This is a genomic window from Paenibacillus sp. JNUCC 35, from assembly GCF_058269095.1.
Genome location: NZ_CM177771.1, coordinates 4,196,287 through 4,210,008 on the forward strand (window position 1 = coordinate 4,196,287; position 13,722 = coordinate 4,210,008).

General features: G+C 56.8%; 15 protein-coding genes. 6 read left to right on the forward strand and 9 right to left on the reverse strand.

The genetic code is table 11. The features are described from left to right. Nucleotides 1-21: 21 nt before the first annotated feature. Both AC2TF6_RS18860 and lpdA read right to left on the reverse strand, forming a co-directional pair. The gene (locus AC2TF6_RS18860) at nucleotides 22-1,023 is read right to left on the reverse strand and encodes a thiamine pyrophosphate-dependent dehydrogenase E1 component subunit alpha (RefSeq protein ID WP_491308031.1); all 1,002 of its coding nucleotides are present in this window, start codon (nucleotides 1,021-1,023) and stop codon (nucleotides 22-24) included. 120 nt (nucleotides 1,024-1,143) lie between these two features. Then, on the reverse strand, nucleotides 1,144-2,568 hold the full coding sequence (lpdA, locus tag AC2TF6_RS18865; protein ID WP_491308032.1) for a dihydrolipoyl dehydrogenase: 1,425 nt from the start codon (nucleotides 2,566-2,568) through the stop codon (nucleotides 1,144-1,146). 340 nt (nucleotides 2,569-2,908) lie between these two features. Here lpdA and AC2TF6_RS18870 point away from each other — a divergent pair, with 340 nt between their 5' ends. Next, entirely contained in the window at nucleotides 2,909-3,166 is a 258-nt protein-coding gene (locus AC2TF6_RS18870; protein WP_009674884.1) for a DUF2627 domain-containing protein, read from the forward strand. Nucleotides 3,167-3,400: 234 nt separating this feature from the next. Here the strand turns inward: AC2TF6_RS18870 and AC2TF6_RS18875 are convergent, their stop codons facing one another. Continuing rightward, a complete protein-coding gene (locus AC2TF6_RS18875) occupies nucleotides 3,401-3,766 on the reverse strand; it encodes a carboxymuconolactone decarboxylase family protein (RefSeq protein ID WP_491308033.1) in 366 nt (121 codons plus the stop codon). Nucleotides 3,767-3,909: 143 nt separating this feature from the next. Beyond that, on the reverse strand, nucleotides 3,910-4,119 hold the full coding sequence (locus tag AC2TF6_RS18880; protein WP_491308034.1) for a hypothetical protein: 210 nt from the start codon (nucleotides 4,117-4,119) through the stop codon (nucleotides 3,910-3,912). A 216-nt stretch (nucleotides 4,120-4,335) separates the two neighbouring features. Here AC2TF6_RS18880 and brfA point away from each other — a divergent pair, with 216 nt between their 5' ends. After that, nucleotides 4,336-4,590 (forward strand): ribosome rescue factor BrfA, encoded by a 255-nt coding sequence (gene brfA, locus AC2TF6_RS18885; protein ID WP_016423985.1) that lies wholly within the window; start codon nucleotides 4,336-4,338, stop codon nucleotides 4,588-4,590. On the opposite strand, the gene AC2TF6_RS18890 is transcribed toward brfA, so the two are convergent. Further along, on the reverse strand, nucleotides 4,533-4,808 hold the full coding sequence (locus AC2TF6_RS18890) for a hypothetical protein (protein ID WP_042228594.1): 276 nt from the start codon (nucleotides 4,806-4,808) through the stop codon (nucleotides 4,533-4,535). The genes brfA and AC2TF6_RS18890 overlap by 58 nt on opposite strands. A gap of 108 nt (nucleotides 4,809-4,916) precedes the next feature. Here AC2TF6_RS18890 and AC2TF6_RS18895 point away from each other — a divergent pair, with 108 nt between their 5' ends. Continuing rightward, nucleotides 4,917-5,186 carry a hypothetical protein gene (locus tag AC2TF6_RS18895; protein ID WP_009674880.1) on the forward strand — a complete coding sequence of 90 codons (270 nt, stop codon included), beginning with the start codon at nucleotides 4,917-4,919 and terminating at the stop codon, nucleotides 5,184-5,186. Between the two features lie 129 nt (nucleotides 5,187-5,315). On the opposite strand, the gene AC2TF6_RS18900 is transcribed toward AC2TF6_RS18895, so the two are convergent. Both AC2TF6_RS18900 and AC2TF6_RS18905 read right to left on the reverse strand, forming a co-directional pair. Beyond that, nucleotides 5,316-7,238 carry an ATP-binding cassette domain-containing protein gene (locus tag AC2TF6_RS18900; RefSeq protein WP_491308035.1) on the reverse strand — a complete coding sequence of 641 codons (1,923 nt, stop codon included), beginning with the start codon at nucleotides 7,236-7,238 and terminating at the stop codon, nucleotides 5,316-5,318. Further along, the gene (locus tag AC2TF6_RS18905) at nucleotides 7,219-8,172 is read right to left on the reverse strand and encodes an energy-coupling factor ABC transporter ATP-binding protein (protein WP_491308036.1); all 954 of its coding nucleotides are present in this window, start codon (nucleotides 8,170-8,172) and stop codon (nucleotides 7,219-7,221) included. Before AC2TF6_RS18905 ends, AC2TF6_RS18900 begins: the two co-directional genes overlap by 20 nt. Before the next feature lie 77 nt (nucleotides 8,173-8,249). Here AC2TF6_RS18905 and AC2TF6_RS18910 point away from each other — a divergent pair, with 77 nt between their 5' ends. Beyond that, on the forward strand, nucleotides 8,250-8,849 hold the full coding sequence (locus AC2TF6_RS18910; RefSeq protein WP_491308037.1) for a biotin transporter BioY: 600 nt from the start codon (nucleotides 8,250-8,252) through the stop codon (nucleotides 8,847-8,849). A 74-nt stretch (nucleotides 8,850-8,923) separates the two neighbouring features. Here AC2TF6_RS18910 and AC2TF6_RS18915 read toward each other — a convergent pair whose 3' ends face one another. Continuing rightward, nucleotides 8,924-9,373 carry a FixH family protein gene (locus tag AC2TF6_RS18915; RefSeq protein WP_377660323.1) on the reverse strand — a complete coding sequence of 150 codons (450 nt, stop codon included), beginning with the start codon at nucleotides 9,371-9,373 and terminating at the stop codon, nucleotides 8,924-8,926. Nucleotides 9,374-9,690: 317 nt separating this feature from the next. On the opposite strand from AC2TF6_RS18915, the gene AC2TF6_RS18920 reads away from it, so the two are divergent. Next, a complete protein-coding gene (locus AC2TF6_RS18920) occupies nucleotides 9,691-11,523 on the forward strand; it encodes a UbiD family decarboxylase (RefSeq protein ID WP_491308038.1) in 1,833 nt (610 codons plus the stop codon). 354 nt (nucleotides 11,524-11,877) lie between these two features. On the opposite strand, the gene AC2TF6_RS18925 is transcribed toward AC2TF6_RS18920, so the two are convergent. Next, complete coding sequence (locus AC2TF6_RS18925) at nucleotides 11,878-12,345, reverse strand: DUF6884 domain-containing protein (RefSeq protein ID WP_491308039.1); 468 nt, start codon at nucleotides 12,343-12,345, stop codon at nucleotides 11,878-11,880. A gap of 336 nt (nucleotides 12,346-12,681) precedes the next feature. On the opposite strand from AC2TF6_RS18925, the gene AC2TF6_RS18930 reads away from it, so the two are divergent. Beyond that, complete coding sequence (locus tag AC2TF6_RS18930; RefSeq protein ID WP_491308040.1) at nucleotides 12,682-13,605, forward strand: S66 peptidase family protein; 924 nt, start codon at nucleotides 12,682-12,684, stop codon at nucleotides 13,603-13,605. Nucleotides 13,606-13,722 lie beyond the last annotated feature (117 nt).

Genomic DNA, 13,722 nt, shown 5'->3' on the forward strand with positions numbered 1-13,722 from the left:
TGCCTCCCTCTGCTCTTGCACTTACGCCTGGGCGTATACGTGCTTCAGCGTATCTTCGCCTGTCGGATAAGGAGCCGCGTCCGCGTAGGCTGTCGCTTCATTGATTTCCTTCTGAATCTCAGCCTGCAGCTCCTGGTCCTTCTCTTCGCTCCAGATGCCGCATTCGATCAGATATTGACGGAATTTCGGCAGTCCGTCTTTGGCGCGGTTCTCTTCCACTTCTTCCTTCGTGCGGTACAAGAGATCGTTGTCGGACGTGGAGTGCGGAGGAACCCGGTACAAATCCGCCTCGATCAGCGTCGGGCCTTCGCCCCGCAGAGCGCGCTCGCGGGCTTCCTTCACCACGCGGTACACTTCCAGCGGATCGTTGCCGTCCACCTTCACACCGGGGAAGCCGTAGCCGATCGCCCGGTCGACGATATTGCCCGCAACCTGCTTGTGGTGCGGAACCGAAATCGCGTACCGGTTATTCTCGCACATGAGAATGACCGGCAGCTTGTGCACGCCGGCGAAGTTGCAGCCTTCGTGGAAGTCTCCCTGATTGCTGGAACCTTCTCCGAAGGTCACGAAGGAGACAAGCTCGTCGCCCTTCATCTTGGCGGCCAGGGCAATCCCGACCGCATGCGGCACCTGCGTCGTAACCGGGCTGGAGCCCGTCACGATCCGGTACTTGCGGTGTCCGAAGTGGCCCGGCATCTGGCGGCCGCCGCTGTTGGGATCTTCCGCTTTCGCAAACACCGAAAGCATCAGTTCCTTCATAGTCATGCCCACCGAAAGAACAAACGCGTAATCGCGGTAGTACGGCAGGAAATAATCTTTCTCGGCGTCGAGAGCGTATGCCGCTCCGGCCTGAGCCGCTTCCTGACCTACGCCCGATACGTGAAAGGCAATTTTGCCGGAACGCTGCAGAAGCAGGGACCGCTCGTCGAATTTGCGCGCGAGCAGCATGGATGTATACATTTGAATGACTCTTTCATCGGAAAGTCCTAATTGCTGATGCTTAACGTATTGACCGATGGACATTGGGGCTGCGCCTCCTTTTTGTTACCTGGTCTTAATACTAGACACTATATGCTTATTATAAACGGTATTCTTGTCCAATTCAACGGACATTTGGCACAGACAGCCGGTTTCTACCCTTGGTTAAATGTGGATGGCCCGGCCTTCGGCGGCGAGAACCGCTTCCGCGAACGCCTCCGAAAGCGTCGGATGCGGATGAATCGTGCTGCCGATTTCCCACGGGGAAGCTTCCAGAAGCTGAGCCAGCGCGGCTTCGGCGATATAATCCGTGACGTGAGGTCCGATCATGTGAACGCCGAGCAGATCGTTCTTGTCCGCGTCGATCACGACTTTGACAAACCCGTCGTTCTCCCCGTACACGATGGCTTTGCCGAGCGGCTTGAAGCCGAACTTGCCGGTCTTGATCTTGAAGCCGTTCTCCTTGGCTTCCGCTTCCGTCCAGCCCACGGACGCGATTTCCGGCCGTGTGTAGACACATCTCGGAATGCGGTGCGCCTCGTGTGTGTGCGGCTTCAAGCCGCAGATGTGCTCGACCGCGACGACGCCTTCGTGGCTGGCCGCGTGGGCCAATTGCAGACCGCCGATCACATCGCCGATGGCATAGATGTGGGGGATGTTCGTCTGCATGTGCCCGTTCACGCGGATGAAGCCGCGCTCCAGCTTCACATCGGTGTTTTCCAGCCCGAACTGTTCCACGTTCGGAGCTCTTCCCACCGATACGAGGATTTTGGCGGCGGCGAGCTCCACGCGCTCGCCTTTCTGCTCGGCGGCGACCGTGACGCCGGAAGCGTCCTTGCGGAGCGTGTCCGCGAGCACGCTTGCGTTCGTGAGCACCTTCACGCCGCGCTTGCGGAGCAGCCGGTCCAGCTCGCGGGAGATTTCCTCGTCCTCTGTCGGCACGAGGCGGGGGCCCGCTTCCACAACGGTTACGTCCACGCCGAAATCGTTCATCATCGACGCCCACTCCACGCCGATTACACCCCCGCCGACAATGATCAGGGAATCCGGCAGCGCTTCAAGCGCCAGAGCCTCGTCGCTCGTCAGGATGTGTTCGCCGTCCGGCTCCAGACCGGGCAGGACGCGCGGACGCGATCCCGTGGCGAGGATGAGGTGTTCCGGAACCAGTGTCTCGAAACTGCCATCCGGCATTTCGACGGAAAGCGTTCCGCTTCTCGAAGAGAAAATCGACGGGGCCATAATGCGGCCGATTCCGTTAAAGACGTCGATTTTATTTTTTTTCATGAGATACTGCACGCCCTTGTGAATCTGAGCCACGATGCCGTCTTTACGTGACTGCACTCGGGTGAAGTCCAGGGAAACGTCAGGCGCAATGACGCCGAACTCTTCCGCTTGCCTGGTTGTCGCCAGAACCTCCGCACTTCTCAAAAGCGCTTTGCTCGGGATACAGCCGCGGTGCAGACAGGTTCCCCCCAGTTTGTCTTTCTCCACTAACGCCACTTTCTTGCCGAGCTGGGCCGCACGGATAGCGGCGACGTAACCGCCCGTTCCGCCTCCCAAAATTACGATATCGTACGCTTGTCCACTCATTTTTATGTTCCTCCTGTTCTTTAACGAAGCCTTTGGGTCTTTCATGATTTTTCATGGTTATTCATGGTCATTCATGTTTTTATGTGTATGAACCTGTTATGTATGGCAGGGTTGATTCGTCCTCATTGTACAACGTACAAGGGCCTTCCGTAAAAGTCGGCTGCCGGGCAGGCGCGTGCCCCCGTACGGCCGATCCCCGTCCCGTTCATTGTAACCCCTGTACGCCCTTAAAATATAGTAGGCGTCCAAAATAGACAGAACCATCCGGACACGGTATCATGGGAATAAAGGCGCTGAGCCCTCACTTATTCTCTTCTCTGATTTGAAAAGGAGCCGCATTATGAAAGATAAATTAAGCCGTTTTGTCGCGATCATGCTTCTCGTTATTCCCGGCGTTATGGCGACCTACGGTTTTCTGTCCATGAAAGACGCGTTTTTCCATCAATTCGAGGCGGAAGGCTATATGCATTGGGGCAAATTCGTCCTCGGTTTCATTCTATTCGGTCTCGGCGTCGCCTTTATCGGCGGCTGGACCTTTTTCCGGGACCGCAAGCGCAATTACGTCGCACCGCGGTTCAAAGCGAAGCGCAGACGGTAGTGATCCGTCCGGCCCGCCGGCATGAAGGATTCCCCAGCTCCCGGCGCCCGGTTTGGGCATCGCATGATCCATGACGGAGGATATCCGCCCGGCAGAAATTCATTCCGCTCCGGCCGTTAAGTTGAGGACAAGCACCTGTGCAACCTCCGCTACAGACAAACAGCCCCGCCGCCCGAAAGGTCCTCCTTTCAGCAGGGAGCTGTTTTTTTATGCCGCGGAAAAAATCATCAATCGTTAATGAACGACACCTTGGAGAGCCTGCTCCACCCGTGTGACTCCCTGGGACATGGCATGTCCTCCGCCGATTGCGGCCGCGACCGCTACCGTTTCTCTGATTTCCTCGGCGTTCGCCCCTTTGCTCAGCGCTTCCTGGACATGGTAGAACGTGCAGACTTCATTGTTGGCAAAAAGCCCCATGCCCAGTGCGATCAGCTGCTTGGTTTTCGCGGGAAGCGCACCGTCTTTGAAGCACTCGCCCGTAAATTGATCATAAGCGTCCGCTACCGACGGAAGCTGTTCCTGCAGCTGTGAAATTCCGGTTTTATAGGCGTCGATCTTGGCGTCCATCGCCCCGCCGCCCGCATGTGTTGCAGAACTCATTGTATTCACCCCACTGGCAGATTCCGTTTGGTCTCCTGTAGAGTGCCCCCAGCGCCTTGCGCCCATACGAAAAGCAAATAAGGCGGCGTCGGCACCGTTCCGCGCTCCCGCAACCTGACAGCCTGAACACCGGCCGCTGCGCTTTAGCCTTCTTCTTCGTCTTCGGGCCGCACGGGAAACTCCACGATTTCCCAGGAGATTCCGATTTCCCGGTCCGCCCAGCTGCGGATATTGATCTCAACGGCTTGCAGCAGTTCCTCCTCCGTTAAATGATCCACTTTACGATCCTCTATCTGAAGAAAAGCTTCTTTTATGTTCTCGCCGCCTACGGAAAGGTCTATTCTGATTTTCACGCTTCCCGGCACCTCCTTCCATGTTCGCGGTCTTTGCAGGACAGTAAGCGTCCCGTTAGCTTCAGGCCCGGCCGTCCCGCCTTGCTCGCTTGGTGCGGGTTGTTAGGGCTCACATCTTCGCTGCCCGTACTATTCATTGTCAATCCGGCGCCTTAAGGAGTATACTAGATAGAGTATTCAAAAGTCTGTGAAGACTTAAAAGGAGGCCCATCCGACATGGCGATCAGCCGAGCACGCAAGCTGCGGGACAAACAAATCCGCGAAGGAAAACTCGATCCCGCAATTAAACGGAAATCGTGGGACGGCGTTCAGCCCGCCACCAAATCCACACCGACTCTGCAGGAGAAAAAAAGAAGAGTCGCGCACAAACATAAACGGAACTCGTTCCCGCATACGGAGGACGGTTCCGTTTATTATTTTACACCGGCTTCTTCATCCGGGATCACCCAGGGCAGAGCAAGCGGGTTATGAGCGTTTAAGTAACGGACAAGCTGCTCCTTCTCGTCCGGCTTGAAGGTATATTTGCACGAAAAACCGTTAAACAGCAGCTCCAGGCTGCGGATGCGTCCTTCCGGCGAAGCCAGAATATCCACGACGTAGTAAGAATCCGGTTCGTCTTCGAAATGGACGCCGACGGCAAGATTCAGTTCGTTTTCCGCCGAAATTACTTCCGCATAATCGATCTCCAAAGGGCCTCCAACCTTTCTATTGAATACAACGTGCTGAATTTATTATAATATAAAAATCCACTGCCTGTCTTTGTCCGAAGACGCAGGAGTGACTAAGGAGGAAGAAACATGGCATATGATCCGCAGGTTGTTGAAGCAACCAAAGTAAGCGATAACCCGAAAAACGGCTTGTTTGAAGTCGTTGTCGTTCTGAAAGACCGTACACACGGCCGTATTTTCTTCGAACGCAATCTGCAATCCGGAGAAATCAAAGCATCCCGTATTTCCCGGCTGCTGAAGGAGCCTTGCCCGATCTGCCGCAAAGATTTCCTTTGCAACTGCCTAGATCGGTACCTGGACAACATCTCCGGCCAAGCCCTTCAAAAAATCGAATCCTAACCCTTCCCCGGAAGGAAGCATAAAAAGCCTGTGGAACGTTTATCCGTTCTGCAGGCTTTTTATATACCGGACGTATGAGACGGCTCACGGACACTGCGTCCGCCGGAATTTGCGGGAAGGCCGGTGCGTTTATCCGAGTATGTCGGCCAGGGCGGCCAGGCAGAGGAATACGAGTAGAAAAACACACATCGCGGCATAATCGCGAGCCTGCATCCGTAGTGTCCGGCTTCGGGTCCTTCTGCCTCCCGTCCGGCTGTAGCCTCTGATCTCCAAAGCCGTTGAGAACTCGTCGGCCATACGGATCAGAGAGAACATGAACGGCAGCGCCATAATTCGGAACTCGGCTAGCCCTAGCCCGCTTTTCCCGCTGCGCCCCTGTCCCCTGGCTTTTGCGATACGGCCGAACCGGTTCCACTGCCCGCCGATAAGCGGAATAAACCGGAACATAAGCGAAGCCGTCAGCGCAACGGCCTCCACCGGGAACTTCAGCCCCGCGAGAACGGCCAGCCCCTGCTCCACTCCCTGCTTCATCCGCAAATAGCCCACCGTAAGCGGAAAAAGGACGCCCAGGACAAGCACCAGCATCAGGTTCGATAATGCCCGGACCGCCGCAAGCGCCGCCTGGGGGTCGAAGCCTATCGGGCTTTCTCCTTGACCGGCCCCGATCGTCAGTCCGGCGATTGCGGCCGACAGACCCGTAAAAATCAGAAAAGCGCGCAAAGGCTTCCAGACGGCTCTGAAGGGGACCTGCGACAGCAGAACGGCCGCCGCGGTTATTGCCGCGGATACAGCCAGGCCGATCAGCGACTTTTGCAGCAGGATTCCCGCTGACAAAAGTACATACCCGATCCAGAAGGTTCGGGGATCGAAACGGCGTCCGACCGGCAGGGCGGGGGGAGAGGGCTCCATTGCCGGGGATGGGCCGCTGCCGGAAGACGGAGACCGGTCATCGGCCGATGTGCCTGCCTGTACGGTCTCCGCGGCAGATGAGTCACCCTCGATAGCAGGCGAGCCGGCCGATATGCCGCATTCAGACGGGCCGGCTGAAACTACGCCTCCCTGGGTTGGCGGGCTGCCGCAAAGCACGGCCTCGCGGGGCGCGCTGCCGGGGCTCGCGGGCGCATCCGCGGAGGCCGCGGCGCTTAGCCGCTCCTCCGGCGCGGAAAGACCCGCCGCCGCGTCCGAGCCGTGCCCGCGCCGCGCCCCTGCCGCCAGCACGGCGGCAATCGCCTGCGACGTCTCCTCCGGCGCGGGAAGCCCTGCCGGCACGTCCACGCCGTGCCGGCGAAGCAGGCTGCCGAGCGCCAGCGCTTCCGGCGGCAGAAGCCCCGCGTCCCCCAGCATAGCGGGACGCGCAGCCAGCTCCGCAGGGGTACAGTCGTGCACGACTGTACCCTGCGAGAGCATCACGATGCGGTCCGCCACCGGCAGGAACGCATCGAGATCGTGCGTCGCGACGAGCGCGCCGCCGCCCGTCCGCCGCGTCCAGCTGCGCAGCGTGCCGGTGAGCCTCGCGGCCGCCTCGTGGTCGAGCCCCGCCGTCGGCTCGTCGAGCAGCAGCCAGCGGGGCCGGGACGCGAAGACGGACGCGAGGGCCGCCCTGCGCTGCGTGCCGCCGCTGAGCTCGTGAGGGCGCTCGTCCAGCAGCTCAGGGCCGAGGCCGAACAGCTCCAGCGCTTCGGCTATGCGGGCTTCCCGCTCCTCCCCGCTCAGCTTGAACGGTCTCAGCGTATAGTCAAACTCCCCCCGGACCGTAGCCGCGAAAAGCTGCTCGTGCGGGTGCTGGAAAACAAGCGCCAGCTTCCGCCTCGCTTCCCTTGCGCTTTGTTTGCTGCCCGGCCACAGCTCGGTATCTCCATACCGGATGCCGCCTCCGCCCGGAACGGACAGCCCTCCCAGCATATCCAACAGCGTCGATTTCCCCGCTCCGCTTCGGCCGATGAGCAGCGTGATCTCCCCGGCCACGGCCGTGAAGGATACGTCCCGGACGGCAAAAGAAGTGTCCGGCCCGCCGACGGTTTTCGAAAGGTTTTTAACGTGCAGGTAGTCCATATCGGTTCAAAACCTCCATCAATTCGCCCGGCGTTACCGGCCGCTCTTCAAGGCCGAGGGCTTCCAGCCTGTGAAGCTCCCTTGCGACCTCAACCGTGTAGGGGAGTTCGTATCCCAGCTCCAGACAAGGGGAAGGCGCCGGCATGTTTTCCCGAATTTTGACCCAAGAGCCGTCTTCAGATGATGTTCCGTAGAAAAAATCCCGCACATCGCCCGAATAGGCGATCTTCCCTTCGTCCACAACGATAACCCTGTCCGCGAGAGCGAGTTCATCCAGCCTCTGGGTGATCCAGACGATGGTCACGCCCTGCCCGTGAAGCTGCGAAAGCGCGCCGAGCACCATGCTGCGAGAAAAGGAATCCAGCATCGAGGTCACTTCATCCATCAGCAGAACGGAAGCGCCGACAGCCAGCGCTCCCGCCACAGCCGTCAGCTGTTTCTGGCCGCCCGATAAAGCTTCGCAGTTGTCATCGCGCTTATCCGCCAAACCGACGAGTCTTAATACATGACGGGCTATTTCCGGCATCCGTTCGGGATCTATTCCGGCGTTTTCCATTCCGAAGCATACATCTTCGTACACGGTCTCGCCGATAAGCTGGGTATCGGGATTTTGCAGCACCATGCGCATCCGCTCCCCTGCTGTCCAGCCGGGTTCGATAGATCCGCCCGCCGCCGGAATGAGCCCGGCCATCACTTTCGCCAGGGTGCTCTTGCCGCTTCCGTTGCGGCCGACAACGGCGAGCCACTCGCCTTTATGCAGCTCTATATTTATTTCGTTCAGAAGTGTTTGATCCGCGGCTGAGACGCCCTCCGCAGGCTCTCCTCTTTTTACGACGGACACTTCGTGCATTCTATAGGGAGATTGCGTATGTTTCTCGTGATCGTTTTCCATTTCCCGTGCAAATACCTCCAGCCTGTTCACAAACCTATTCACAAAACCGCCCCTGCTGTGCTACAATGCGGATTGTCAACCGAAATACATAATATAAAGTTAACAAATGATTGGAGAAGATGCAATTGAAACGTTCGTCATTCACCGTCCGCGGGATTACGTTCAGCGCCATGTTTGCGGCACTGCTTGTTGCGCTTAGCTTCGTCAACATTCAATTCGGCTTTTCGCAGGTGCCTTTTACGCTGGCGAATTTCGCCATCATGCTGGCGGGAGCTCTGCTGGGGGCCCGCTACGGCTTTTTCAGCATTGCCCTTGTAGTAGTCTTAACGGCTCTCGGGCTTCCGCTCTTGCACGGAAGAGGAGGACTGGATCTGGTTCTCGGTCCGACAGGCGGGTTTATCTGGGCCTATCCTTTCGCCGCTCTGTTCATCGGCATCCTCGTTCCGCTTATCAAAGGCAGCGGAGTCACCGCTTTCGTGCTTACTTTCGTGACTCTCTTCGTATTCGGCTCGCTGCTGCTTTATGTTACCGGTGTGCCCTGGATGGCCCATGTCGTTTCCAACATGACTCTGACGAAGGCTCTGTCCGTCGGCTGCTTTCCTTATCTCCCCGGCGATGCGGTAAAAGCGTTTATCGGGGCTTTGATCGTCCTTCCCGTCCGGAGAATGTATCCCGTTTCCCGTCTGGTCGGTGCGGAGAGCGCTTGGGCTTCCAGATAAACGGTGCCCAGGCCCCGCGTTTCACAGCAAAAGCCGTGTCTGCTTCCGCAGATCCGGCTTTTTTACGTGCGTTGCTATTTCTTCTTCACATTCTCTTCAAACGTCTTGATCTCTTCGTCGGACACGTTGCCGGCAATAATTCTCTGCTTGGGCATGATGTGCTGATTGCGAGCGATTACATGAGTCCGGACAAAATAAATCCCGTCCTCTTTAAACGTGTTTTTTACGCTATAGACCCCCTTGTCCTCGTAGGTTGCAACCACATTTACGGCGGTGTCGACGTTCTTGATATTCCAGATTTCGAACTGGATATCTCCCGCATCTTTGACGGGCTCCTGGCCCTGCTTGACCTCTACCTTCAGAACGGTTTCCTGGTTCAGCGGCACTTTTTCCGGCGCCATAATGGTCACGGTTAACTCCTTTGCGGACTCCTGCTTGGTCCCGCCAGAAGTGCTTGCCGTCTGCGAACAGGCCGATAGCGCCAATGAAGCGGCCAGTACGGTTAATGCGAGTATTTTTTTCATAGTAGACGCCTCCGGTTATCCGTTTAGCTTGACGGGCCGCGGTAACCTTCTATTCGTATCCACGCGTTCTCACTCTCTTAGAATAGGAGATTTAAGCACGTTAAACAAGCTTTTTTTACAAAATGTTACACGTAACGACTTTTATTACAGCAAACACAAAAAAACTTTAAAACTAGATGAAAAGTGACTATTTCCTGCCGTTTCCGAAAATCCGGAGAGATTCATTTGACACCCGCGCGAAATTGGCTTTAACTGATTTTAAAGGCTGGCGTCTCTCGCGTAAACAGCCGACCTCAAGAGAACGGAGACTATCGACCATGTACGCCCATTTAGAAGACTGCATAGCTGATTTGGAGAAAAACGGACACCTGATCCGCATCAAAGAAGAAGTCGATCCTTACCTGGAAATGGCGGCCATTCACTTAAAAGTCTATGAAGCCGGAGGTCCCGCCCTGCTGTTCGAAAAGGTCAAAGGCTCGAAATTTCAGGCGGTTTCCAACCTTTTCGGCACGCTGGAACGAAGCAAATTTATTTTCAGACATACATGGCAGGATGCCGAAAACATCATCGCCCTCCGAAACGATCCCGTCAAGGCGCTTAAGCAGCCGTTCAAAACCGCGGGCAACGGCCTGGCCGCTTTTAAGGCTCTTCCGTTAAAAAAATCCGGCCTTCCCGCGGACTTCAGGGAAATCTCGATTTCCGATCTTCCCCTGATCCAGCACTGGCCCATGGACGGCGGAGCTTTCGTCACCCTGCCGCAGGTTTATTCGGAGGACCCGGAGAAGCCGGGCATCATGAACTCCAACCTGGGGATGTACCGCGTCCAGCTCACCGGCAACGATTACGAAACGGACAAGGAGATCGGCCTCCACTACCAGATTCACCGGGGCATCGGCATTCATCAGGATAAGGCCAACAAGCAGGGCGCTCCTTTAAAAGTAAGCATCTTTGTCGGCGGGCCTCCCGCTCACACGCTGTCGGCGGTTATGCCTTTGCCGGAGGGCCTGAGCGAAATGACGTTTGCCGGCCTGCTTGCCGGACGCCGCTTCCGCTACAGTTATGCGGAGGGCTACTGCGTCAGCCACGATGCGGACTTCGTCATTACCGGGGAAATTCATCCCGGCGAAACGAAACCGGAGGGTCCTTTCGGCGACCATCTCGGCTACTACAGCCTGACGCATCCGTTCCCGGTTTTGCGCGTGCACAAAGTGTACGCCCGGGAAAACGCCATTTGGCCGTTTACCGTTGTCGGACGTCCTCCCCAGGAGGACACCTCGTTCGGCGAACTCATACACGAGTTGACGGGGGATGCGATCAAGCAAGAGATTCCCGGCGTCAAGGAAGTTCATGCCGTCGATGCGGCGGGTGTGCATCCGCTTCTGTTTGCAATCGGCAGCGAACGGTACACGCCTTATCAGCAGGTCAAGCAGCCTGCGGAAATTCTTACGCTGGCCAACCGGGTGCTCGGCACAGGCCAGCTGAGCCTCGCCAAGTATTTGTTTATGACGGCGGAAGACAAGCAGCCGCTCGATACCCATAAAGAAAAAGATTTTCTCGCCTATATCCTCGAACGGATCGATCTGAGGCGCGACATTCACTTTTACACGAACACCACCATCGATACGCTCGATTATTCGGGTACGGGCCTGAATACCGGAAGCAAGGTGCTTTTTGCCGCTTACGGGGATAAGAAAAGGGACTTGTGCACGGAAGTTCCCGCTGCTCTGACGGAACTTTCTCCGTTCGGAGAGGCACGGCTCGTCATGCCGGGCGTTGTCGCGATGCGGGGACCTGCCTTCGAGACGTACGAGAAGGCTTCGTTGGAGCTGGAGCATCTGTGCGGAGCCATTGCGGGCAAAGGGCCGCTTCCAGGCTGCCCGATGATCGTTTTGTGCGACGACAGCGAGTTCCTGAGCGCGGACTTCGCCAATTTTCTGTGGGCCACGTTTACGCGCAGCAACCCGTCGCACGATATGTACGGCGTGAACAGCGCCTACGAGTATAAGCACTGGGCCTGCGACAACGTCATCATCGACGCGCGCGTCAAGCCGCATCAGGCTCCGCCTCTCGTTCCCGACCCGGAGGTCGAGAAGAACATCCGGCGGCTGTTTGCCCCGGGAGCAAGCTTGGGCGGTGTGCTAAAAAGCTAACCGGCAGCGGCATCTTTCACTGTTTCAGCGACTTCAGCGCCAAGCCGGTATTGAGCTTCACACAGCCCCAAGCGGTCGTACCGGCTAAGCTGCAATCGACCATTTGTGTGGAACATCACAGGCCCCGAGCCTGTGGTGTTTTTTTATTTCAGAAGGGAACAAATCGGTTGGCTCTAACAGCTAAACTGTATTCGGCCAAGACAATCGCGAAAAACAACAGCGGCCAATTGCGAAGATTTCGGTAGGCGCTTCAATCCTTTGCTTACATTTGTCGCACAGTTTTTCCTTCGGCTGGCTCTAATCTTCGGTTTATTTCGATGCGCACGCCATCGCCTTAATCGTTCATAGGACCTTTCATTCCACGTCCGCCTCCGTCGTTATCCGGGCTGTCCAAGCATCAAGCAAATGCAGCATATCCCCGATTCCACGGCTATTTTCCAGAGGAAAATAAACGGCTGCCGTACCCGCCAGCGCCCCGATAATCGGACGGAACTTTTTGCCGCCGAGCACTTCAATCCGTTTGTAGGTTTGAAGCTCCATCTCTTTCCATTGCCGGGCGAGCTCCTCGGAAGAGATGATGTCGGCATTCGCGGCTCCGAAAGCCGTATCGTAATTGCCCGGGACCATATCCGCTGGCATCAGGAAGCCGTGTTTGGCGGATAAAATGACCCAATCGTAGCCGCTGGCTTCCGCGTAAGCCCGCGCTTTCCGGTTCAAGGTTCCGGTGTAAGCGTCTCTTGCGGGTGCCGGTCCGTGAGCGGCATCCCAGTCCCATATTTTTCTTTTGCCGGGAGGGATAATGCACAAGGTGTCGGATTGCATAGTCTGACTTCTCCATTCAAGTGAGTTTGCCTTAAGTGTATCAGAGATCATCCTCCGGCGCTCCCGAAACCGGATCAGATCGGATCGGGCGAATTGACCGTGCAGAGACAACCGTACAGAGACAGACGGAATTTACGTTTCGCCGTGTTGTACAGAAACGCACGGTGGTTTTCGCGACGCGTGTAGACGCCCTCGCATGATGCAGCGTCAGAGGACTATAGGGCGCGTGGCCTCTATCGTTCGAATGTAAACATACGGTTGCGCCCAAGTTACTAGCCTATTCCCTCTCCCTCTCTCATACGTTAGTAATAAACGAGCGGGAAAGGAGGCGATTCAATGGCGATCAAGCCAGGCGCACTGCTGCCCGGCGATACAGTCGGAATCGTCACCCTGGGCAGTCCGCTGAGCGCCGAAACCATTCAGGCACGGATTGCCTATTTGCAAAGCTTGGGGCTAAACGTTCTTCTGGGCCGCTACGTGTACTCCGCAAACGGGTATCTCGCCGGAACGGACCGGGAACGCGCCGAAGATTTTATGTCGGTCTACGCCGATCCCCGCGTGAAAATGATCCTGCCGACAAGAGGCGGTGTAGGCGTCGCGGACATCCTGCCGTACTTGGATTATGCTTTTATCCGGCAAAATCCCAAAATCGTGACGGGCTACAGCGATATTACCGTGCTGCTCAACGCCCTATATAAGCTGGCGGATCTGATTACGTTTCACAGCCTGCTGCTCCTCGACTTCAGGCCGGACACGCCGCCGTACAACTTCGAGCAATTTTTCACGGCGACCTCATCTGTTGCGGCTCCACGCCCCATCGCGAACCCTCCGGGCGTCCCTTTAATTGGGCGAGTCCCCGGCAATGTCTCCGGCCCGATTATCGGAGGGAACCTCACCTCCCTGGTGGGGTCGCTGGGGACGCCATTTGAAGTCGATACCACAGGAAAAATATTGCTCCTGGAAGAAACGCACGAGCCGGTCAACACCGTGTACCGCTACGTCGACCAGCTTAGACTGGCCGGCAAACTCCAGGATTGCGCCGGTATCGTCATGGGCGAATGCACCAACTGCGAGGCCGCCTACGGCAAGACGTACGAGGACCTGATCAGCGAAGTGATCGTCCCCTTGGGGAAACCGCTGCTGACCAACCTTGCTTCCGCGCACGGCTTTTACAAAGCCGCCATCCCGATCGGCGCCAATGTGAATTTGAACGCGTCGGCCGGAACGTTAACGCTGCTGGAGCCGGCTGTAAGGTACTGAACATAAAAAGGCTCACTCCGCCGCAAAGGCGGGAGTGAGCTTTTTTATGTTCTCGGGCTTTCTTAATTGATTCTTGCGAGTCGTTTCAGTAGTTAGCGTCGTTGTAGATCACTAGGG

Coding starts and splice junctions, on each gene's coding strand:
- AC2TF6_RS18920 (WP_491308038.1), top strand. CDS start 9,691: ATGTACGCCCATTTAGAAGACTGCATAGCTGATTTGGAGAAAAACGGA.
- brfA (WP_016423985.1), top strand. CDS start 4,336: ATGGCGATCAGCCGAGCACGCAAGCTGCGGGACAAACAAATCCGCGAA.
- AC2TF6_RS18895 (WP_009674880.1), top strand. CDS start 4,917: ATGGCATATGATCCGCAGGTTGTTGAAGCAACCAAAGTAAGCGATAAC.
- AC2TF6_RS18930 (WP_491308040.1), top strand. CDS start 12,682: ATGGCGATCAAGCCAGGCGCACTGCTGCCCGGCGATACAGTCGGAATC.
- AC2TF6_RS18910 (WP_491308037.1), top strand. CDS start 8,250: ATGCAATTGAAACGTTCGTCATTCACCGTCCGCGGGATTACGTTCAGC.
- lpdA (WP_491308032.1), bottom strand. CDS start 2,568: ATGAGTGGACAAGCGTACGATATCGTAATTTTGGGAGGCGGAACGGGC.
- AC2TF6_RS18870 (WP_009674884.1), top strand. CDS start 2,909: ATGAAAGATAAATTAAGCCGTTTTGTCGCGATCATGCTTCTCGTTATT.
- AC2TF6_RS18875 (WP_491308033.1), bottom strand. CDS start 3,766: ATGAGTTCTGCAACACATGCGGGCGGCGGGGCGATGGACGCCAAGATC.
- AC2TF6_RS18915 (WP_377660323.1), bottom strand. CDS start 9,373: ATGAAAAAAATACTCGCATTAACCGTACTGGCCGCTTCATTGGCGCTA.
- AC2TF6_RS18860 (WP_491308031.1), bottom strand. CDS start 1,023: ATGTCCATCGGTCAATACGTTAAGCATCAGCAATTAGGACTTTCCGAT.
- AC2TF6_RS18925 (WP_491308039.1), bottom strand. CDS start 12,345: ATGCAATCCGACACCTTGTGCATTATCCCTCCCGGCAAAAGAAAAATA.
- AC2TF6_RS18900 (WP_491308035.1), bottom strand. CDS start 7,238: ATGGACTACCTGCACGTTAAAAACCTTTCGAAAACCGTCGGCGGGCCG.